This is a genomic window from Salipiger sp. ABF4_146 (assembly GCF_056161345.1).
In genome coordinates this window covers 62253-81343 of the sequence record NZ_JBSWYX010000020.1, presented here as the reverse complement: position 1 = coordinate 81343, position 19091 = coordinate 62253, and the positions used below count along the sequence as shown (strand labels likewise).

17 protein-coding genes are annotated in these 19091 nt (G+C 69.0%); 8 read left to right on the top strand and 9 right to left on the bottom strand.

The features are described 5' to 3' along the window. Positions 1-156: 156 nt before the first annotated feature. The 7 genes from lpxK to rbfA form a co-directional block, all read right to left on the bottom strand. A complete protein-coding gene (gene lpxK / locus ACXAJT_RS22120; protein ID WP_475239167.1) occupies positions 157-1143 on the bottom strand; it encodes a tetraacyldisaccharide 4'-kinase in 987 nt (328 codons plus the stop codon). After that, positions 1143-2354 (bottom strand): 3-deoxy-D-manno-octulosonic acid transferase, encoded by a 1212-nt coding sequence (locus ACXAJT_RS22115; protein ID WP_475239165.1) that lies wholly within the window; start codon positions 2352-2354, stop codon positions 1143-1145. The genes lpxK and ACXAJT_RS22115 overlap by 1 nt, the downstream gene beginning before the upstream one ends. Positions 2355-2359: 5 nt before the next feature. Continuing rightward, positions 2360-2602 (bottom strand): DUF4170 domain-containing protein, encoded by a 243-nt coding sequence (locus ACXAJT_RS22110; protein WP_475239162.1) that lies wholly within the window; start codon positions 2600-2602, stop codon positions 2360-2362. 149 nt (positions 2603-2751) lie between these two features. Next, the gene (locus tag ACXAJT_RS22105) at positions 2752-3540 is read right to left on the bottom strand and encodes an inositol monophosphatase family protein (protein WP_475239159.1); all 789 of its coding nucleotides are present in this window, start codon (positions 3538-3540) and stop codon (positions 2752-2754) included. After that, positions 3527-4897 carry a TldD/PmbA family protein gene (locus ACXAJT_RS22100; RefSeq protein WP_475239155.1) on the bottom strand — a complete coding sequence of 457 codons (1371 nt, stop codon included), beginning with the start codon at positions 4895-4897 and terminating at the stop codon, positions 3527-3529. Before ACXAJT_RS22100 ends, ACXAJT_RS22105 begins: the two co-directional genes overlap by 14 nt. 105 nt (positions 4898-5002) lie before the next feature. After that, positions 5003-5752 carry a phosphodiester glycosidase family protein gene (locus ACXAJT_RS22095; RefSeq protein WP_475239153.1) on the bottom strand — a complete coding sequence of 250 codons (750 nt, stop codon included), beginning with the start codon at positions 5750-5752 and terminating at the stop codon, positions 5003-5005. Beyond that, positions 5749-6168 carry a 30S ribosome-binding factor RbfA gene (rbfA, locus tag ACXAJT_RS22090; protein WP_475239151.1) on the bottom strand — a complete coding sequence of 140 codons (420 nt, stop codon included), beginning with the start codon at positions 6166-6168 and terminating at the stop codon, positions 5749-5751. The genes ACXAJT_RS22095 and rbfA overlap by 4 nt, the downstream gene beginning before the upstream one ends. 217 nt (positions 6169-6385) lie before the next feature. On the opposite strand from rbfA, the gene dapB reads away from it, so the two are divergent. After that, the gene (gene dapB, locus ACXAJT_RS22085; protein ID WP_475239149.1) at positions 6386-7201 is read left to right on the top strand and encodes a 4-hydroxy-tetrahydrodipicolinate reductase; all 816 of its coding nucleotides are present in this window, start codon (positions 6386-6388) and stop codon (positions 7199-7201) included. Between the two features lie 14 nt (positions 7202-7215). Here dapB and ACXAJT_RS22080 read toward each other — a convergent pair whose 3' ends face one another. Beyond that, complete coding sequence (locus ACXAJT_RS22080) at positions 7216-9846, bottom strand: cation-translocating P-type ATPase (RefSeq protein ID WP_475239145.1); 2631 nt, start codon at positions 9844-9846, stop codon at positions 7216-7218. A 95-nt stretch (positions 9847-9941) separates the two neighbouring features. Beyond that, positions 9942-10145: a DUF1674 domain-containing protein gene (locus ACXAJT_RS22075; RefSeq protein ID WP_475239143.1), complete on the bottom strand. Its 204-nt coding sequence runs from the start codon at positions 10143-10145 to the stop codon at positions 9942-9944. A gap of 101 nt (positions 10146-10246) precedes the next feature. Between ACXAJT_RS22075 and ACXAJT_RS22070 the strand changes: the two genes are divergently transcribed. From ACXAJT_RS22070 to ACXAJT_RS22040, 7 genes are all read left to right on the top strand, one after another. Beyond that, on the top strand, positions 10247-11581 hold the full coding sequence (locus ACXAJT_RS22070; RefSeq protein ID WP_475239139.1) for an RsmB/NOP family class I SAM-dependent RNA methyltransferase: 1335 nt from the start codon (positions 10247-10249) through the stop codon (positions 11579-11581). A 190-nt stretch (positions 11582-11771) separates the two neighbouring features. Further along, entirely contained in the window at positions 11772-13520 is a 1749-nt protein-coding gene (locus ACXAJT_RS22065) for a heparinase II/III family protein (protein WP_475239138.1), read from the top strand. Positions 13521-13539: 19 nt separating this feature from the next. Further along, entirely contained in the window at positions 13540-15129 is a 1590-nt protein-coding gene (purH, locus tag ACXAJT_RS22060) for a bifunctional phosphoribosylaminoimidazolecarboxamide formyltransferase/IMP cyclohydrolase (protein ID WP_475239135.1), read from the top strand. A 139-nt stretch (positions 15130-15268) separates the two neighbouring features. Further along, a complete protein-coding gene (locus ACXAJT_RS22055; RefSeq protein ID WP_475239131.1) occupies positions 15269-16435 on the top strand; it encodes a serine hydrolase in 1167 nt (388 codons plus the stop codon). Between the two features lie 84 nt (positions 16436-16519). Continuing rightward, positions 16520-17008, top strand: a complete 489-nt coding sequence (gene lspA / locus ACXAJT_RS22050; protein ID WP_475239128.1) for a signal peptidase II — start codon at positions 16520-16522, stop codon at positions 17006-17008. A 55-nt stretch (positions 17009-17063) separates the two neighbouring features. Then, positions 17064-17579, top strand: a complete 516-nt coding sequence (locus ACXAJT_RS22045; protein ID WP_475239126.1) for a DUF3035 domain-containing protein — start codon at positions 17064-17066, stop codon at positions 17577-17579. 102 nt (positions 17580-17681) lie between these two features. Next, positions 17682-19082, top strand: coding sequence for a M16 family metallopeptidase (locus ACXAJT_RS22040; RefSeq protein WP_475239124.1), 1401 nt, complete (start codon positions 17682-17684; stop codon positions 19080-19082). Positions 19083-19091: the final 9 nt, after the last annotated feature.

The window sequence follows — 19091 nt, the reverse complement described above, 5'->3', positions numbered from 1 at the left end:
GCTTTCTGGGGGGGGAAGTGGGTGGGTGTTTGTCCCACCAAACCCCCCTCCCCCCCCCCAAAAAACCCCCCCCCCCTCCCCCCCCCCCCCGTCCCCCCCGCTTTTGGCTGGCGTGGGACGCCTCCGGCGGGCGTATTTGCGGGACAATGAAGGCGGTCAGAGCCCCAGTGCCGCCAATGCGCGCTCCAGTGGCGCGGCATCGGCAAAGCGCAAGCGCACCGGCAGGCTCAGCACTTTGGGACGGAACGCGGCGGGCAGACGCGCGGCGTCCTTCTCGGTGGTGACCAGCTGCGCGCTATAGCTCTGCGCCTCGCGCTCCAGCCGTGTCAGCAGCGCCGAGGTGAAGGGCTGGTGGTCGTCCAGCGCCTCGGCCCGGACCACATCGGCGCCGAGCCCGCGGAGCGTGGCAAAGAACTTTTCCGGATGTCCGATGCCCGCGAATGCAAGGGTGCGCAGGTCCTGCCAGTCCATACCGGTCTGCAGTGGCTCCAGCGCGCCGCGCAGGCGGGGGGCGGTGATCTGGTCGCCCCATTGCGCGTCGAAGGCGCTTTGCGACTCTGGGCCGCCGATTGAGAGCAGCAGGTCAGCGCGGGCCATGCCGGTGGCCACCGGCTCGCGCAGCGGTCCGGCGGGCAGGCAGCGGCCATTGCCAAAGCCGTAGCGCGCATCGACGACGATGATTGACAGGTCCTTGGCCAGCGCCGGATTCTGGAAGCCATCATCGAGGATGATCGCCTTGGCGCCCGCCGCAATCGCGGCGCGGGCGCCGGCGGCGCGGTCGCGCGCCACCCAGACGCGCCCGAAGGCGGCAAGCAGCAGCGGCTCGTCGCCGACCTGCGCCGCGCTGTGCTGGCGCGGGTCCACCTCGACGGGCCCCGAAAGACTGCCGCCGTGCCCGCGCGAGACCACATGCGCGCCCGTCTCGCGCAGACGTTCCAGCAGGGCGATGACCGTCGGCGTTTTACCGGTGCCGCCAGCGTTGATGTTGCCGACGCAGATCACCGGGACGTCGACCCGGGCACCGGGGCCTTGCGCCACGCGCCGCGCCGTCGCGCGGGCGGCGATCAGCCCCAGCGGCGCGAGCAGCCGGGCCTGCCAGGCGGGCGCATCGGGGGATGTCTGCCAGAAGCCGGGGGCGCGCATCAGGTGAGCTCCGCGTCGTCGAACCAGCCACAGGCCAGCGAGATCATGTCGTCGGTCAGCTCGGCGCCTTCGGTGATCACATCCCAGCCGGCGTGCGCCATGGCGGCGGCGCGATCGGGGGCGACAAGCTGCGTAAGTGCCGCGCCGAGCGAGTCGAAATCGCGCACGATGCGCGCCGCACCCGCTTCGGCAAGGCGCGAATAGGCCGGCAGATGGCGCCCGACGTTGGGCCCGTAGAGCAGCGCGGTGCCATGCGCCGCGGCCTCCATCGGGTCTTCGCCGCCGTGGCCGTTGACCAGCGACCCGCCGAGGAAGGCCACCGGCGCGAGCCGGTACCACAGGCCCAGTTCCGAGGCATCCTCGGTGACCAGAACCTGCGTGTTCTCATCGGGCATCTCTCCGGCCTCCCATGCGCAGAGCCGCATCCCCGAGTTGCGCGCGACCTCGGCGATCTCGGCGGCCAATTCGTAGGTGGCGGGCACGAGGATGAGGATAAGCCGATGCGCAAGGCGCACCGCACGCTTATGCGCCAGCAGCACCTCTTCGGCCTCACGCGCGCTGCGCAGCCGCGCGGCGAGCCAGACCGGGCGCCCGGTCAATACGCCGGCCATCTCTTCGTAGAGCGCGGCGTTGCAGTCGAGCGGTGGTGCGCTGTCGGTGATCGGGCCGGTGGCGGGCATGGCGCGCTCTTCGACGCCGGCGCGGCGCAGACGGCGGCGGGCGGCTTCGTCCACCGGGCAGATCCGGTCGAACATTTGCAGCGTGGCACTTGCCGGGTCCGGCACCCAGCTTGGCGCCGGGCTGGTCCATGGCGCGTCGCGGGCATCCAGCAGCACCAGCTTCGTGCCCGCCTCGTGCATCCGCTGCAGCAGGGCCGGACGCAGGTCCTGACCGCTCCAGAAGCAGACCTCCGGGCGCCAGTGATCGCAGAAAGCCTCGATCTCCGCAGGGCTTTCGCCGGGCAGCGCGGCGTGCAGAGCGCCTTCCTGTGGGTGGTCGGGGTGGCCAGTCACCAACAGCGACAGATCGGGCCGTTGCACAAGCAGACGTGCCGCCAGCGCCGCGAGAGCGCGGCCCGCGCCCGGCCCGCCCGCGTGCAGCCAGAGCAGCGATCCCTCGGGCCGCGGCGGGGCGCTGGCCGGAACCGCTGCGCCGCCACGGCCACGCGCATAGGCCAGATAGGCCGCAAGGGAAAACGGCCTGCGCGCCATATGGATCAGCCGAGTTCTTCGGTCGGCGAAACTTCGGTTTCCTCGTCCCGCAGCCGGTGAATATGGGCGATGAAATAACGCATGTGGGCGTTGTCCACGGTGCGCTGCGCCTCGGCCTTCCACGCGTCGTAGGCAGAGGCGTAATCGGGGTACATGCCGACGATATGGATGTCGTCCACATCTTTGAACACGGATTTTTCGGGGGTGACGAGTTCGCCGCCGAAGACGAGGTGAAGTCGTTGAGGCATAGGGGATCCTTTCCCGTGTTGACGCGGGCAACCTACTTTCTGCAGGCGCAGCGTCAAGATTCGACCGCAGGTCAGGCGCGCTGTGTGATCACGACGCGATGATCACGCGCCGGCTTGCCGGGTCAGGTTTGCCGGGTCAGCCGTGGGGATCAGGGGGCCAGCGTCAACCGGCTCATGATGTCGCCATGCAGCGCCGGGTTGGCGGCGACAACCCCGCTGTGCTGCGGGTGGCGGGCGTTGAAGCGCAGCGGGCGTCCCAGCCGGTCCGTCACCGTGGCGCCAGCTTCTTGGAGCAGCAGCGTGCCGGCGGCGATGTCCCACTCCCAGGTCGGGCGGAAGGTGAGCATCGCGTCGAAGCGGCCCTCGGCCACCAGTCCCAGCCGGTAAGCCAGCGAAGGGCGGTGGGCGCGACGGATCGGGGGCAGCGGCACGCGCCAGTAGGGGGCGTCGATCACCGGGCGCGGGGCCAGCACCTCCGCCTCTTCCAGCACCGCGGTGCCGGTGGTGCGGATCGGCACGCCGTTAAGCGTCACGCCCTCACCGGCAGCGGCGCTGTAAAGCAAATCACGTTTCGGCAGATAGATGGCGGCGGCGGTGACGCGCCCGTGCTCGGCCACGGCAAGCGAATGCGCCCATGTGTCCGCGCCTTCGATGAAGCTGCGCGTGCCGTCGATGGGATCGACGATGAACACCCGCTCGGCACTATGGCGGTTGGGGTCTTCGGCACTTTCCTCGGACAGCCAGCCATAGCCGGGGCGGGCGCCGCGCAGCAGGTCTGCGAGCCGGGCGTTCACCGCGAGGTCGGCGGCGGTCACCGGGCTGCCATCGGCCTCCTTGCGCTGCACGTCGAGCTGATCGGGCCCGAACGACAGCGCCAACGCGCCGGCCTCGCGGGCGGCGCGCTCAAGCAGGAGGCGATCGGTCTCATTCGCCGGCAAGCGTCAGCCCCTCGACCAGCAACGAGGGCACCACGCGCGACAGCCAAGGCCGCGCGTCATTGGCGGGCACGATCGAGCGCAGCATCTGCCGCAGGTTGCCTGCGATGGTGACGCCCGAGACCGGGTAGGCGATCTCGCCGTTCTCGACCCACCAGCCCGCGGCCCCGCGCGAGTAATCGCCGGTGTTGGGGTTGATCGTCGCGCCGATCATAGAGGTGACGACCAGCCCCCGGCCCATTTCGGCAATCAGCTGCTCGCGCGTCTTGTCGCCCTGCGTCAGCGCAAGGTTCCAGACGGTGGGCGACGGGCCCGAAGACGGGCCGCGCGCGGCGTTGCCGGTGGGGGCCATGGCGAGCTTGCGAGCAGTGGCGAGATCGAGCGTCCAGCCGGTCAGCACGCCGTCCTGTACCAGCGCGCGGCGCTGCGTCGGCAGACCCTCGGCGTCGAAGGGGCGCGAGCCCGAGACGCGGGCGCGGTGCGGGTCCTCGATCAGCGACAGCGCGTCCGGCAGCACCGGCTCACCAAGCGCGTCGCGCAGCCACGAGCCGCCGCGCGCCACCGCGGCGCCATTGGCCGCCGAGACCAGGTGCCCGATCAGTGAGGCTGCGATGCGCTCGTCGAACAGCACCGGATAGGCGCCGGTCTTGGGTTTGCGCGGCTTCAGCCGCTCCAGCGCCCGGTCGGCCGCGCGGCGTCCGATCTCGGCGGGGCTGCGCAGATCGGACTGGAAGGTGCGGCTGTCGCCGTCATAGTCGCGCTCCATCTCCAGTCCCGAGCCCGCGATCGCGACACAGGAGGTCGAGCGCGACGTGCGGGCATAACCGCCCGAAAACCCGTTGCTGGCGGCCAGATGCACCCGTTGCGCGCCATAAGAGGCCGAAGAAGCCTGTACCTGCGTGATGCCCTCGACCGCCAGCGCGGCGGCCTCGGCCTCGAGCGCGTCGCGCTGCAGGGCGTCGGGGGCCGGGTCGGCGGCGGGGTCGGCGAGTTCCAGCGCCGCGAGATCCCATCCCTGCGCCAGCTGCGAAGGGTCTGCGAGCCCGGCATAGGGGTCTTCGGGCGCTTCGCGGGCCATGGCCACGGCACGCTCGGCCATTGCCCGCAGGGTCTCGGGCTTCACGTCCGAGGCGGAGACCACAGCGCTGCGCTGGCCGATCAGCACGCGCAGCCCGATGTCGGTGCCCTCGGCGCGTTCGGCCTGCTCCAGCGCGCCGCCGCGCACATCGATGCTCAGCGAGGTGCCGTCGATGGCAATGGCGTCGGCGGCATCCGCGCCGGCCTGCTTTGCCACGTCGAGCAGCTGCGCGGTCAGGGATTGCAGGTCTTTGGCTTCGTTGCGATCCGTCACGCCGTCCATGTCACCTCCGGAAGTCTTTGATATCTGGGTAGGCCGCGCGGGCCTGCAAGGCAAGCCGGGGGCGCGGCGATAGCGCCACCGGCAGCGGCACGTGCGCCGGTCTGCTCAGCTCGAGGGCTCGACGACGCCGACGATGGGGCCGAGCGGGCGGCCAATGTCGGTGCGCCCGAAGTCGGGCGCGAAAAGCCGCGAGACATTGCCATCGAAAAACAGCGCGTTCGGCATGTTCAGATCGTCGCGGAACAGGCTGCCGAACTCGTAAAAGCTCACCGGCTCTTCAGAGATGGCAAAGATCAGGTCCTTGCCGTCCGCCGAGGTGCCGACGCCGTTGCGGATGTAGCGCGAATTGCTGTCGGGCAGGAACCGCGGGTGCAGCTCACCGTCGATCACCAGCATCGGCCCCGATTGCGTGGCGTAGCGGCACTGCGGTTTCTTCGATAGGAAGTCGCGAGTCTCAAAGACCTGCGCTCGGCCGTTTTCGATGCACAGGATGCCGTTCGGCAGCAGGCCGAAATTGCCGGGGCCGGGGCTGGAGATGACGCGCATCTCTTCGGCGCCGTCCTCGACGTAATGGCCGACCGGTGCGCGGTCCTCGTGGTACATGCCGGCGTTCATCGCGAAGACCAGTCGCTGGCCCTCTTCGCGCAGCGCGCCGTCGAGCGTGGCGAAATGCCCCCAGACCTCGCCGTTCGGAGCGCGCAGGAAAGTGCGCAGGTCCTCGTCGGCGCTGACCCGGCAGAGCGTGTAGTCGCGGTCGCCGTAGGTGGCGCTTTCGCAACTCACGGCTGCGGCCAGCGAGGGCACAAGCGCCGCCGCCCCCAGCGAAAGCGCGGTCAGGGCGGCGTGCAGGCTCACGCGTCGCTGTCCTCGTCCGCCGGACCATCAAGATCGCGGCGCACTTCTTCTTGCGAGAACAGCCGCCGGGTTTCGTCGAGCCGGTCGAAGGTCTCGTCGAGGCGGAAGCGCAGGTCCGGCGCATATTTCAGCGTCATCTCCTTCGAGACCGCGCGGCGCAGCTCGGATTTGTTGCGCTCGAGCAGCTCGAACATGTTTCCGCTGTCCTTGCCGCCAAGGGGCACCACATAGGCGGTGGCCACTTTGAGATCGGGAGAGCAGCGCACCTCGCCGACGGTGATCGAAAGCCGGTTCAGCTCGGGGTCGTGCACATCGCCGCGATTGAGCACGTCCGCCAAGGTCCGGCGAATGAGTTCGCCGACCCGAAGCTGTCTCTGGCTGGGGCCGGAGCCCTCGTGGAATCTGTTCTTTGCCATGGCGCAGACATAGGCCTCCCGCGGGCAATTGCCAAGAAGATGTCGGTGAAGTCTCTGCGCACTTCCGCAGGGTGCGGACGGGCGTTGGAGCCCATGTGAAGGCCCGCGCGGAGAAAGCCTGCGCACCCGGCACGTGGCTTCCTTTGGGACATGTGCTTTGCCAACCGCCCCGAGGCAGAGTAAGCCGGGCGCAAAGCTACGCGGAACGGAGAGCAAGATGTCGGAACTGCCGGGGATTGTCGTGACGGGCGTGTCGGGGCGCATGGGCCAGATGCTGGTGCGCGAGGTGCTGGCCAGCGACAGGGTCAAACTCGTCGGCGCGGTCGAGCGTGAGGGCAACGACTGGGTGGGCCGCGATCTCGGCAGCTGCATGGGCGGCACCGAGATGGGCATCACCGTCAGCGATGACCCGCTGGAGACCTTCGCCAAGGCGCAGGCGGTGCTCGATTTCACCGCCCCAGCGGCGACGGTGCACTTTGCTGAACTGGCGGCGCAGGCCCGCGCCGTGCATGTGATCGGCACCACCGGCCTTGAAGACAGCGATCTGGAGAAGCTCCGCGCCGCCGCCCGCCACGCGGTGATCGTGCGCGCTGGCAACATGAGCCTCGGGGTGAACCTGCTGACGAAGGTGACCAAGCAGGTGGCCGCGGCGCTCGACGAGGATTGGGACATCGAGATCGTCGAGATGCACCACAACCGTAAGGTCGATGCGCCTTCGGGCACCGCGCTGATGCTTGGCGAGGCGGCGGCCGAGGGCCGGGGCGTGACGCTTTCGGAAGCGGCGGACCGGGGCCGCGACGGCATCACCGGCGCGCGCGAGCGCGGCGCCATCGGCTTTGCCGCGCTGCGCGGCGGCGACGTGGTGGGCGAGCACGAGGTGATCTTTGCCGCTGCTGGCGAGCGTATCACGCTCAAGCACATCGCGTCGGACCGCGCGCTGTTTGCCCGCGGTGCGCTGAAGGCGGCGGTCTGGGGGCAGGACAAGGCGCCGGGCGAGTATGACATGCTCGACGTGCTGGGCCTCGGCGACTGAGCAGGGTCTCGGTGTCAGCGCCGGGCTGCGCGCAGCCCGGTGGCGATTTGTCCGATGACCAGCGGCAAAAGGCTCATGCCCAGGGCCAGCCCCAGCCCGGCGCCGCCGGGCGCGGGCAGGCGCAGCACCTGCGACAGAGCCGGCAGCCAGAGCGCCGCGGCGATCAGCGCGCAGCAGAGCGCCAGCGCGCCCCAGACGTAGGGGTTGCGCAGCACGTCGTTGTCCACCAGCCCGGTGCCCGGCGCGCGCACGTTGAACACGTTCCACAGCTGCGCCAGCGCCAGCGTCACGAAGGCCACGGTGATCGCCTCCTCTCCGGGCAGGTGCAGCGCGTAGAGTGCCACCGCAAAGGCCGCCAGGGTCGCGGCGGCGAGCAGCCCGCCAAGCGCGGCGATCCACACCCATTGCGCCCGGCCAAGGATCGGCTCTGACGGGTCGCGCGGCGGGCGACGCATTTCCTGCGCGTCGCCCCGGCCCAGCCCCAGCGCGAAGGCGGGGAAGACATCCGTGACAAGATTCAGGAACAGGATTTGCAGCGGCAGCAGCGGCGCGGGCAGCCCGGCGCTTACCGCCAGCGTCACGACCAGCACCTCGCAGAGGTTGCAGGACATCAGGTAAAGCACGAACTTGCGGATATTGCCGAAGATCACCCGCCCCTGATGCACCGCCTCGACGATGGTGGCGAGCCGGTCGTCACGCAGCACCATATGCGCCGCCTCGCGCGCCACCTGCGTGCCGCGCTGGCCCATGGCGATGCCGATGTCGGCCTTCTTCAACGCCGGCGCGTCGTTCACCCCGTCGCCGGTCATGGCGACGATCTGCCCGTCGCGCTGATAGGCCGACACCAGCGCCAGTTTCATGTCCGGCGCGACGCGGGCGAAGACATCGGCGCGGCGCAGCCGGGCGCGGTCTGCGTCGCTCGCCGTGGCGGGGTCGAACCCGGTGAGCGCGCTGCCTTCAATGACCTCGGAAGTGCCGTCGTGCAGGCCCGCGTCGCGGGCAATGCGGGCGGCGGTCTGGGCGTGATCGCCGGTGATCATCACCACACGGATGCCCGCAGCGCGGCAGGCGGCGATGGCGGGGGGCACGTCGGCGCGCAGCGGGTCGGCGAAGCACACCAGCCCCAGCAAGGTGAGGCCGCTGTAGGGCGGGTCCTCGGCGCTGTCGGCGTGCTTCATCGCCAGCGCCAGACCGCGCAACCCGTCCTTGGCCGCCTCCGTGTTGCGCTCTTGCCAGCGGGCGCGGTCCGCCGCATCCAGCGGCTGCACGCCGGAGGGGCCGAGCACCCGGTCGCAGACCTCCAGCACCGATTCCGGCGCGCCCTTCACAGCGTAGAAGGCACCGCGCGCATCCCGGTGCACCGTTGCCATCATCCGCCGCTCGGGGTCGAAGGCATGCTCGGCCAGCATCGGATTGTCGCCGGCGATACCCGCCGCGCGCGCGGCCTCCAGAAGCGCCAGCTCCATGGGGTCGCCGGTGCCGCGGCTGCCGTCTTGCGCGAGTTCGGCCTCGTTGCACAGCGCGCCGACCTGTAGCGCCTGACCCAGCGGTGACGTCTGAGCCACGTCGCCCTGCGGCGGGAAGGCCGTGTCGCCGGCGGCAAGCAGATAGCGCACCACCTGCATGCGGTTTTCGGTGAGCGTGCCGGTCTTGTCGGTGAGAATGACCGTCGTTGCGCCCAGTGTTTCCACCGACGCCAGCCGGGTGATCACAGCGTTGTGCCGCGCCATGCGCCACATGCCGCGGGCAAGGCAGAGCGTCGCGACAACCGGCAACCCTTCGGGAATCGCCGCCACGGCCAGCGCGACGCCGGTTTGGATCATGTCGATCCACGCATGCCCGCGCGCGACCCCTGCGCCGATCATTGCCAGCGCAAGCGCCAGCGTCAGCCACACCAGCTTCTGCCCCAGCCGCGCCAGTCGCCGCTCTAGCGGCGAGGCTTCGGCCTCGGCCTCCTGCGTCAGTTGTGAGATATGGCCCAGCTCGGTGTCCATACCGGTGGCGGTGACGATGGCCTCACCGCTGCCCCGGCTGAGCGCGGTGCCTTTGAAAACCATGCTGTGCCGGTCTGCCAGCGGGGCCGCGGGCGCTACGGGTGCGGCGGTCTTTTCCACCGGCAGCGACTCACCGGTGAGCACGGATTCGTCGGCATAGAGCCCGGAGGCGCGAAGCAGGCGCAGATCGGCGGTGATGACATCCCCCGCCTCTAGGATCACCACATCCCCCGGCACCAGCGCGCGCGCATCAACCATCTGCGCCGCCCCGTCGCGGCGGACGCGGGTCTGCACCTCGGCCATATGCAGCAGCGCTTCCATCGAACGGGCCGCGCGCAGCTCGGTGAAGAACCCGATGGCTGTGTTGAGCGCGAGAACGGCGAGGATCGCCAGCGCCTCGACATGGTCCTGCACCAACAGCGAGAACCCGGCGGCGGCGGCCAGCAGCCAGACGATGACGCTGCGCAGCTGGTGGACGAGCAGCGTCAGCAGGCTTTGCGGTTTCTGCTCGCGCAGGCGGTTGGGCCCGACCCGCGCCAGCCGCGCCGCCGCCTCTTCGCGCGACAGTCCGCGACCGGGCGACACGCCAAGGCGGGCCGCCGTATCCTCTGCGCTCAGCGCGTGAAAGCCGGGGTCGGCAGGGCGCGGCACGCTTTATTTCTCCGATCGACGCATGCCCAGACGATTGCCAAGGCAAGCGGGCGCGTCAACAGGCGCTGGTGTCGCGGGGGTGCCGCCGCGCGACCTTAAAAGTCGATCGCGATGCCTTTCTTCTCCCAGTCGCCGTAGCGGGCCGGGTCGAGCCCGTCGCGCCCGCCGTATTCCTTGGCCGGCGGGGCCTTGGCGCGGGCCTCTTCCTCGGCCTTGCGGCGCTCGGCGGCCTCGGCCAGTGCGCGCTGCGCGGCAGGAGGAAGATCGGCGGTGGTCTCGGGGCGTGTCTCGTCGCTCATGGCAGTGCCCTCCTCGGGCGCGCTTTCCTTGCGTGGGTCCCCTTGATATAGGCCCCGGGATCAGGCGCGGGCAAGACCCGCAGGTTCGCGGAGTGGTTCCTATGGCAGACAGCACAAAAGGCCAAGGCAAGGGCAAGCGCCCGGGCAAGGGCGCGCGCAATGGCAAGGACACCCCGGCGGCCAGCCCCGCGCGGGCCGCAGCACTGGCGTTATTGGGGCAGGTGCTGGGGCAGCAGCGCCAGCTCAGCGATGCGATGCAGGGCGGCGCCTTTGCCAAGCTGGACCCGGCCGACCGCGCCGCGGCGCAGCGGCTGGCGACCGAGGTGCTGCGTAACCTGCCGCGCTGCGATCAGGTGCTGAAGCCACGGTTGCGCAAGGCGCCGCCGCTGTCGGTGCGCAACGTGCTGCGCCTTGGGGCCTACGAGCTGTGCACCGGCGGTGCGGCACATGGCGTGGTCAATGATTGCGTCAGCCTCGTCACGGCGGATCGCAAGACGCAGACGATGTCGGGCATGGTCAACGCGGTGCTGCGGCGGCTGGCCGACGAAGGGCCCGAGCTGTGGGCGAAACTGCGCGCGCCGCGCCTGCCGCGCTGGCTGCGCGATCCGCTGGTGGCAGCGTGGGGGCCGCAGGCGGTGGCGGCGATGGAGCGCGCGCATGTGGCCGGCGCGCCGCTGGACATCTCGGTGAGCCGCGACGCAGAGGTCTGGGCAGAGCGGCTTGGCGCCGAACTGCTGCCCACCGGTTCACTGCGTCTGGCCGATCCGGGGCAGGTGTCGGCGCTGCCCGGCTTCGACGAGGGCGGTTGGTGGGTGCAGGACGCCGCCGCGGCGCTGCCCGCCAAACTGCTCGGCGACGTGACCGGGCTGCGCGTGCTCGACATGTGCGCCGCGCCGGGCGGTAAGACGCTGCAACTGGCGGCGGGCGGTGCCGAGGTGACGGCTCTGGACCTGTCGGAAGGGCGCATGGCGCGGGTGATAGAAAACCTCACCCGCACCGGGCTGAAGGCCGAAACCAAGGTCGGCGACGCGCTTGAGGCCACCGGCAGCTATGATGCAATCTTGCTTGATGCGCCCTGTTCGGCCACCGGCACGATCCGGCGCCATCCCGATCTGCCGCATGCCAAGCAGGGCGAGGGCATTTCGGAACTGATCGGCCTGCAGGAAGCCATGCTCGACCACGCGCTTGGCCTGCTGAAGCCCGGCGGGCGGCTGGTGTTCTGCACCTGCTCGCTGCTGCCCGACGAGGGCGAGTGCCATATCGAGGAGGCGCTGGGGCGCCACGAGGGGTTGCGCGTGCTGCCGCTGGATGCGCCGTGGATCGAGGACGGCTGGCGCACGCAAGAGGGCGGCCTGCGGCTGCGCCCCGATTACTGGCCCGAGCGTGGTGGCATGGACGGCTTTTACATGGCGGTTCTGCAAAAGCCCGCCGGGTAACCCTGCCTGCTTTCCGGCCCGCTTTCCAGCCTGCCTAAAGGGCGACTGCGCGGCCCGGCGTTGCGCTTTCGCCGCAAAACTGTGGCGCTGGCCGAGGCGCGCCCGAAAATCCGCCGCCTGCACGGTGACTTGCAGGGTCTGCCGCTGTATCTTGCCGGCAAAAGCCGCGACAGCGGCAGAAGGGCAGGGCATGGTAGATATGGCGAGCTGGTCGGTCTCCGCCACGCAGTTTCTCAACCGCGTGCATTCGCGGCTCGCCGGGCGGGCCGGAAGCGCCACGGCCTTTGTCTCGCAGCCCGAACCACGCGCTACGGGGCAGTTTGCCCGCGGAAGGCAGCTCTGCGCCGGGAACCTGATGTTCGCCGGCTATCTCGCCGAGGCGCCGGGCACCAGCATCTGGGACATCGAGGTCGAGGACGCCGCGTGGCAGGAGGAGATCCATGCCTTCGGCTGGCTCGACGATCTGGCGGCGGTTGGTGACACGCAGGCGCGGCAATTGGCACAAGACTGGCTGATGGGCTGGATCGCGCGCTATGGCCGCGGCACCGGGCCGGGCTGGGTGCCGGAGCTGTCGGGGCGGCGGCTGATCCGCTGGATCCACCATGCGCTGTTCCTGCTGCGCGGCATGAGCGCCGATGACTCGACGCGCTTTTACCGCGCGCTTGCGGCGCAAACCCGCTTTTTGGCCAAGCGCCGCGCCGCCGCGCTGCCCGGCCTGCCGCGGTTCGAGGCGCTTACCGGGCTGATTTATGCGGCGCTGTCGCTCGAAGGGATGGGCGCGCATCTCGATCCGGCGCGGCGCGCGCTGGATCTGGAATGCACCCGGCAGATCGACGTGGAAGGCGGCTTGCCGACCCGCAATCCTGAAGAATTGTTGGAGGTCTTCACCCTGCTCACATGGGCCCGTGCGGCGCTGGAGGAAGGCGATATCGAGCCGGGCGCGGCGCATCTCAATGCCATCACCCGCATCGCACCGAGCCTGCGTGCGCTGCGCCATGCCGACGGTGGGCTGGCGCGCTTTCACGGCGGCGGACGCGGCGCCGAGGGGCGGCTCGATCAGGCATTGGCGGCCTCGGGCGTGCGGCGCCGTCCGGTCGAGGGGCTGGCTATGGGCTATGCGCGGATGACCGGCGGACGCAGCACGGTGATTATTGATGCGGCTGCGCCGCCAGCGGGGCGCGCTTCGGCCGAGGCGCATGCATCGACATTGGGGTTCGAGCTGACCTCGGGCCGCCGCCCGCTGATCGTCAGCTGCGGCGCGGGACAGGTCTTTGGCGAGGAATGGCGCCGCGCCGGACGCGCCACGCCGTCGCATTCCACGCTTTGCCTCGATGCCGCCTCAAGCTCCAAGCTGGGGCCGCGTAAGCGCATCGGCGGGGTCGAGCGCGAGCTTATCGTCGAGGCGCCGCGCGATGTGCCGGTGGAATTGGAGCAGGCGGCGGCGGGCTGGCGTTTCGAAGGCGCGCATGACGGCTACAAGCGCAGCCATGGCCTGACCCATGCGCGCAAGCTGGAGCTGACGCTCGATGGACGGATGCTCTCTGGCGAGGATATGCTGTTTGCGCTGGATGGGGCCGACCGCAAGGCTTTTGACCGGCGGCTCGACAAGGCCGGGCTGACCGGCGTGCCGTATCAGATTCGTTTTCACCTGCATCCCGAGGTCGACGCCGAGATCGATCTGGGCGGCGCGGCGGTGTCGCTGGGCCTGCGGTCTGGAGAGATTTGGGTGTTCCGCACCGATCCGGGCATGGAAATGTCCCTGGAAAGCTCGGTTTACCTCGAAAAGGGGCGTTTACGGCCCCGTGCGGCGCAACAGATCGTTTTATCCGGGCGCGCGATGGAGTATGCGACGCGCATCCGCTGGTCGCTGGGTAAAGCACAGGACACCGCTGTGGCGATCCGAGACCTTGCCCAAGACGAGCCGGATGTGACGCTCTGAACCATCTGGGACCCTCCTCATGCCTGATCTGCACCCCGTCGCCCGCGCCCTGATTTCCGTCTCCGACAAGACCGGTCTTATCGACTTGGCCCAGGCGCTTAGCGCGAAGGGGATCGAGCTGCTCTCCACCGGAGGCTCTGCCAAGACCATCCGCGACGCGGGCATCCCGGTCCGCGACGTCTCGGACGTGACCGAGTTCCCCGAAATGATGGACGGCCGGGTTAAAACGCTGCACCCGCGCATCCATGGTGGCCTGCTGGCGCTGCGCGACAACGACGCGCATGTCGAGGCGATGAAGGCGCACGGCATCACCGGGATCGACCTGCTGGTGGTCAACCTCTACCCGTTCGAGGAAACCGTCGCCAAGGGCGCCGACTACGACACCTGCATCGAGAACATCGACATCGGCGGCCCGGCGATGATCCGCGCGGCTGCCAAGAACCACGCTTTCGTCAACGTCGTCACCGATGTCGCCGACTATGAGGCGCTGCTGGCCGAGCTCGATGCCAACGACGGCGCGACCTCCTATGCCTTCCGCCAGAAGCTGGCGCAGGTCGCCTATGCCCGCACCGGCGCCTATGACGCCGCGGTTTCGACTTGGATGGCCGGCGCGCTGAACGACGATGCCCCGCGCCGCCGTGTGTTCTCGGGCGAGATCGCCCAGACCCTGCGCTACGGCGAGAACCCGCATCAGAAGGCCGCCTTCTACCGCGACGGTTCGGACCGTCCGGGCGTTGCCTCCGCCGTGCAGCATCAGGGCAAGGAACTCAGCTACAACAACATCAACGACACCGACGCCGCGTTTGAGCTGGTTTCGGAATTCCTGCCCGCCGACGGCCCGGCCTGCGCGATCATCAAGCACGCCAACCCCTGCGGTGTCGCCAAGGGTGCGACCCTGAAGGAAGCCTACCAGAAGGCGTTTGACTGCGACCGCACCTCCGCCTTTGGCGGCATCGTCGCGCTGAACAAGCCGCTGGACGCAGAAACCGCCGAGGCAATCACCGAGATCTTCACCGAGGTGGTGATCGCGCCGGGCGCCGATGACGCGGCCAAGGAGATCTTCGCCAAGAAGAAGAACCTGCGCCTGCTGACCACCAACGGTCTGGCCAACACCGCGGAGCCGGGGCTTGCCTACCGTCAGGTCTCGGGCGGCATGCTGGTGCAGGACAAGGACAATGGGCTGATCACGCTGGAAGACCTGAAGGTTGTCACCAAGCGCCAGCCGTCGGACGAGGAACTGCAGGACCTGCTGTTCGCATGGAAGGTCGCCAAGCACGTCAAGTCGAACGCCATCGTCTACGTCAAGAACGGCGCCACCGTCGGCGTCGGGGCGGGCCAGATGAGCCGCGTCGACTCGGCACTGATCGCCGCCAAGAAAGCCGAGCGCATGGCTGAAGCTCTGGAACTGCCCGAGGCGCTGACCAAAGGCTCTGCGGTGGCCTCCGATGCGTTCTTTCCCTTCGCCGACGGCCTGCTGGAAGCGGCGGCTGCAGGCGCAACCACGGTGATCCAGCCGGGTGGCTCGATGCGCGACAATGAGGTGATCGCGGCAGCCGATGAGGCAGGTCTTGCCATGGTCTTCACCGGGATGCGTCACTTCCGGCACTGAAACCGGGCAGGGACGGGGGCGCTGCCCCCTCTTGGCCGATGGCCAATTCACCCCCGGACGTATTTGTGGAAAGATGAAAGAGGGGCCCGCCGGGGCCTCTCTTTGCATTTGACCAACTGGATTTCAGGGAGGGATTGACGTGAAGGGATTTCTGGCGGTCGTGCTGACGCTGCTCGGGCTGGGCGCTTGGACGCCCGTCGCGGCGAAGGAGGCCGAGCGCGCGGCGCTGCAGGCGCTGCTGACCGATGGGGCCGGAGCGGTGGCGGTCACGCCTGAGTTTGCTCGGGCAGTGCCCGAGGCGCAACTTGATGGCCTCTTGGAGACCTTGGCGGCGCAGGTCGGACCGGTGGAGGAGATCGACCTGCAGCCGGACGGCAGCGGCCTGTTGCGCAGCGCCAGCCACCAGCTTCCGGTGCGCATCGTGCTTGACGGGCAGAGACGTATCGCCGGGCTGCGCTTCGGCGCGCCTGAGCCGCTGGTGGCCGATCTGCGCGCCGCAGTGGCCGCTTTGGAGGGGCTGGGCGCCGAGGTCTCGTGGCTGGTGCAGCGCGAAGGCGAGGTCTTGGCGGCGCAGGGCGCGGCGCACCCGATGGCGGTGGGATCGGCCTTCAAGCTGGGCATTCTTTCGGTGCTTGTGCGCGACGTCAGGGCCGGCAAGACGGATTGGGACCGGGTGCTGCGGATCACCGAGGCGCATCGCTCGCTGCCCACCGGGCGATTGCAGGACTTTCCCGAGGATGCGCCGGTCACCCTGCACACCGCGGCGCTGCTGATGATCGCCGAGAGCGACAATACCGCCAGCGACTTGCTGCTTGACCTGTTGGGTCGGGACGCCGTGGCCGAAGCGCTGGGGGTCGTGCCGGAGACGCTGCTGTCGACGCGGGAGTTCTTCGCGCTCAAGGCCGATCCGGTCGCGGCACAGATCTGGCGCGATGCGGGTCTCGAAGCGCGCCCGACGATCGCCGCCGAGGCTGCTGTTCTGCCGCCCGACGCTGCCGCTGCCAGTGGGCAGGCCGTGCCGGGGGTCGAGTGGTACGTGCCGCTCGACCGGCTCTGCGCGCTGATCGAGCCGATGGCCGATCTGCCGCTGCTGCAGCTCAACCCCGGTCCCGCTGCGGGGATCGCACCGGCCGCCTACAAGGGGGGCGCGGAGCCGGGGGTGCTCAATTTCACCGTGGCGCTGAACGACGGCGAGGATCGGTTGCTGTGCGCGGCGCTCACAGTCAACGACCCCGCCACGATCGATCTGAACGCGGCCAGCGGCGCCTTTCGCGCGCTGCTGCGCCGTGCCATGGCGCAGCCGTGAGCCGGGCGGGGCTTTTCCTCTGCCCGCGCTGCCTGTAGACCGATGCGCGTGAAGCGGGGCGCGGCCCCGACGATAGGAGACCTCATGCGTCTGGTAACGGTGACCGCCCTCATCACTTTTGTGGTGGATCAGCTTTCGAAATGGCTCGTGGTGCACGTGATGGGGCTGGCACAGCGGCAGGCCATCGACGTGCTGCCGCCCTTCCTCAACTTCCGCATGGCGTGGAACCGGGGCGTCAATTTCGGTCTTTTTGCCGACGATGCGGCCGCGGCGCGCTGGACGCTGATCGCCGTGGCGCTGGGGATCGTGCTGTTCGTCGCGGTCTGGCTGCGGCGCGATCCGCCGGGCCGTCTGGGGCTGATCTCTGGCGGGATGCTGATCGGCGGCGCGCTTGGCAATGTCGTCGACCGGCTGCTTTACGGCGCGGTGGCGGATTTTCTCAACATGTCCTGCTGCGGCATCGACAACCCTTTTGCCTTCAACGTCGCCGATATCGCGATCTTTGCGGGCGCCTTGGGCCTGGTGCTGTTTTCCGGCAATTCCCAGCCGGGCAAGCGGAAAAAGGCCCCGTGACGCGGCGCGCCGGATCGTATAGAGCGGACCGAGAGGCAAGAACCGGAGTATGGCCATGAAGCTGCCGCATCTCGTGCTGATGCTCGGAGTGACCGGGCTCGTCGCCTGCACGACGAGTGATCGCACGCTGCACCAAATGCGCAACAACCAGGGCACGCCCGAAGAGTTCGCCATCGTGCCGAACAAGCCGTTGCAGATGCCGCAGAGCTTTGCCGAACTGCCGGCGCCGACTCCGGGCAGCGCCAACCGCACCGACCAGACCCCGCGTCAGGACGCCGTGGCCGCGCTTGGCGGCAACCCGGCGCAGCTGGCGGTGGGCGATGTGCCGGGCCGCGATGCCGCGCTGGTCAACCGCGCCTCGCGCTTTGGGCGCGATGGCAATATTCGCGCGCAGCTGGCCGTCGAGGATGCGCAGTTCCGCAAGGACCGTTCGATCTTCAACTGGAAGCTCTTCAAGGATGACGAGTACAACCGCGCCTACCGCGATCAGTTGCTCGATCCCTACGCGGCGCTGAACGCCTATCGGGGCGCGGGCGCCCGCACGCCCACCGCACCGCCGGGCGACGGCTGACCCCGCAGCTCATCACGATAGCGCAAGCCCAGCTTGGAAAGACTGCTCTCGACGCCTAGTGTTGAGGGCAGTTTTCATTTTAGCGGAGATTGGGGCTTGGACATGAAGTCATGGACCGCGGCGCTGGCCGCGATGGTGTTTTCCGCGATGCCTCTGCGCGCCGAGACGCCGCAGAAGACACCGGTCACCACCTTCTCGCTCGACAATGGCATGCAGGTCGTGGTGGTCGAGGATCACCGGGCGCCGGTCGTGGTGCACATGGTCTGGTACAAGGCCGGGTCTGCCGACGAAACCGCCGGGACCTCGGGCATCGCGCATTTCCTCGAACACTTGATGTTCAAGGGCACCGACGAGCTTGAGCCGGGCGAGTTTTCGAAGGTCGTGGCGCAGAACGGCGGCACCGACAACGCTTTCACCTCCTATGACCAGACCGCCTATCACCAGCGCGTGGCCGCCGACCGGCTCGGTCTGATGATGGAGATGGAGGCCGACCGCATGGTCGACCTGCAACTGACCGAGGAAGAGATCGCCACCGAGCGCGACGTGATCCTTGAAGAGCGCAGCATGCGCGTCGACAGTGATCCCGGTGCGCTGCTGCGCGAGCAAATGGGCGCCTCGCTCTATCTCAACCACCGCTACGGCGTGCCGGTGATCGGCTGGCGCCGCGAGATGGAAGAGCTGGACCATGACGACGCGCTGACCTTTTATAACCGCTTCTACGCGCCCAATAACGCGATCCTCGTGGTCGCTGGCGACACCACTCCGGACGAGGTGCGCGCGCTGGCCGAAGAGACCTATGGCACGCTCGAGCCCAATGCCGATCTCGCCGATGAGCGCGTTCGCCCGCAGGAGCCGCCGCAACTCGCGCCGCGCCACATCAAGATGGAAGACCCGCGCGTCGCCCAGCCCTATGTGATGCGCCGCTACCTCGCCCCCGAACGCGATCCCGGCGACCAGAGGCAAGCCGCCGCGCTGACCTTGCTGGCCGAGATCCTTGGCGGCGGGCAGACCTCGGTACTCAACCAGAAGCTGCAGTTCGAGCAGAAGAAGGCGATCTACGTGGGCGCTTTCTATGACGGCACATCCTATGATGACGGCAGTTTCGGCTTCGGGCTGGTGCCGGCGCCCGGCGTGACTCTGGAAGAAGGAGAGGCGGCGCTGGACGCGGCGCTGGCGGCCTTCATCGAGGAAGGCTGCGATTCCGAGCAACTGGAGCGGATCAAGTTCCAGATGCGCGCGTCGGAGATCTACGAGCGCGACGATGTCGCCAGTGTGGCGCAGCGCTACGGCAATGCGCTGACCTCCGGGCTGACGGTCGAGGATGTGCAGGCATGGCCTGAACTGCTGCAGGAGGTCACCAGCGAAGAGATTGTCGCCGCCGCCCGCGAGGTTCTGGACAAGCGCCGGTCGGTCACGGGCTACCTGAGCAGCCCCGCCGGTGCCTCGCAGGCCGATCAGACCGCCGTGCCGCCCTCCATGCCGCAGACCGAGGTGACCCAATGACTGCCCGCA

Bases quoted from the DNA above. Each gene is read 5' to 3' on its own strand.
- dapB (WP_475239149.1), top strand. From the start codon at position 6,386: ATGTCGGAACTGCCGGGGATTGTCGTGACGGGCGTGTCGGGGCGCATG.
- lspA (WP_475239128.1), top strand. From the start codon at position 16,520: ATGCGTCTGGTAACGGTGACCGCCCTCATCACTTTTGTGGTGGATCAG.
- ACXAJT_RS22115 (WP_475239165.1), bottom strand. From the start codon at position 2,354: ATGGCGCGCAGGCCGTTTTCCCTTGCGGCCTATCTGGCCTATGCGCGT.
- purH (WP_475239135.1), top strand. From the start codon at position 13,540: ATGCCTGATCTGCACCCCGTCGCCCGCGCCCTGATTTCCGTCTCCGAC.
- ACXAJT_RS22110 (WP_475239162.1), bottom strand. From the start codon at position 2,602: ATGCCTCAACGACTTCACCTCGTCTTCGGCGGCGAACTCGTCACCCCC.
- ACXAJT_RS22100 (WP_475239155.1), bottom strand. From the start codon at position 4,897: ATGGACGGCGTGACGGATCGCAACGAAGCCAAAGACCTGCAATCCCTG.
- ACXAJT_RS22045 (WP_475239126.1), top strand. From the start codon at position 17,064: ATGAAGCTGCCGCATCTCGTGCTGATGCTCGGAGTGACCGGGCTCGTC.
- rbfA (WP_475239151.1), bottom strand. From the start codon at position 6,168: ATGGCAAAGAACAGATTCCACGAGGGCTCCGGCCCCAGCCAGAGACAG.
- ACXAJT_RS22075 (WP_475239143.1), bottom strand. From the start codon at position 10,145: ATGAGCGACGAGACACGCCCCGAGACCACCGCCGATCTTCCTCCTGCC.
- ACXAJT_RS22070 (WP_475239139.1), top strand. From the start codon at position 10,247: ATGGCAGACAGCACAAAAGGCCAAGGCAAGGGCAAGCGCCCGGGCAAG.
- lpxK (WP_475239167.1), bottom strand. From the start codon at position 1,143: ATGCGCGCCCCCGGCTTCTGGCAGACATCCCCCGATGCGCCCGCCTGG.
- ACXAJT_RS22040 (WP_475239124.1), top strand. From the start codon at position 17,682: ATGAAGTCATGGACCGCGGCGCTGGCCGCGATGGTGTTTTCCGCGATG.
- ACXAJT_RS22065 (WP_475239138.1), top strand. From the start codon at position 11,772: ATGGTAGATATGGCGAGCTGGTCGGTCTCCGCCACGCAGTTTCTCAAC.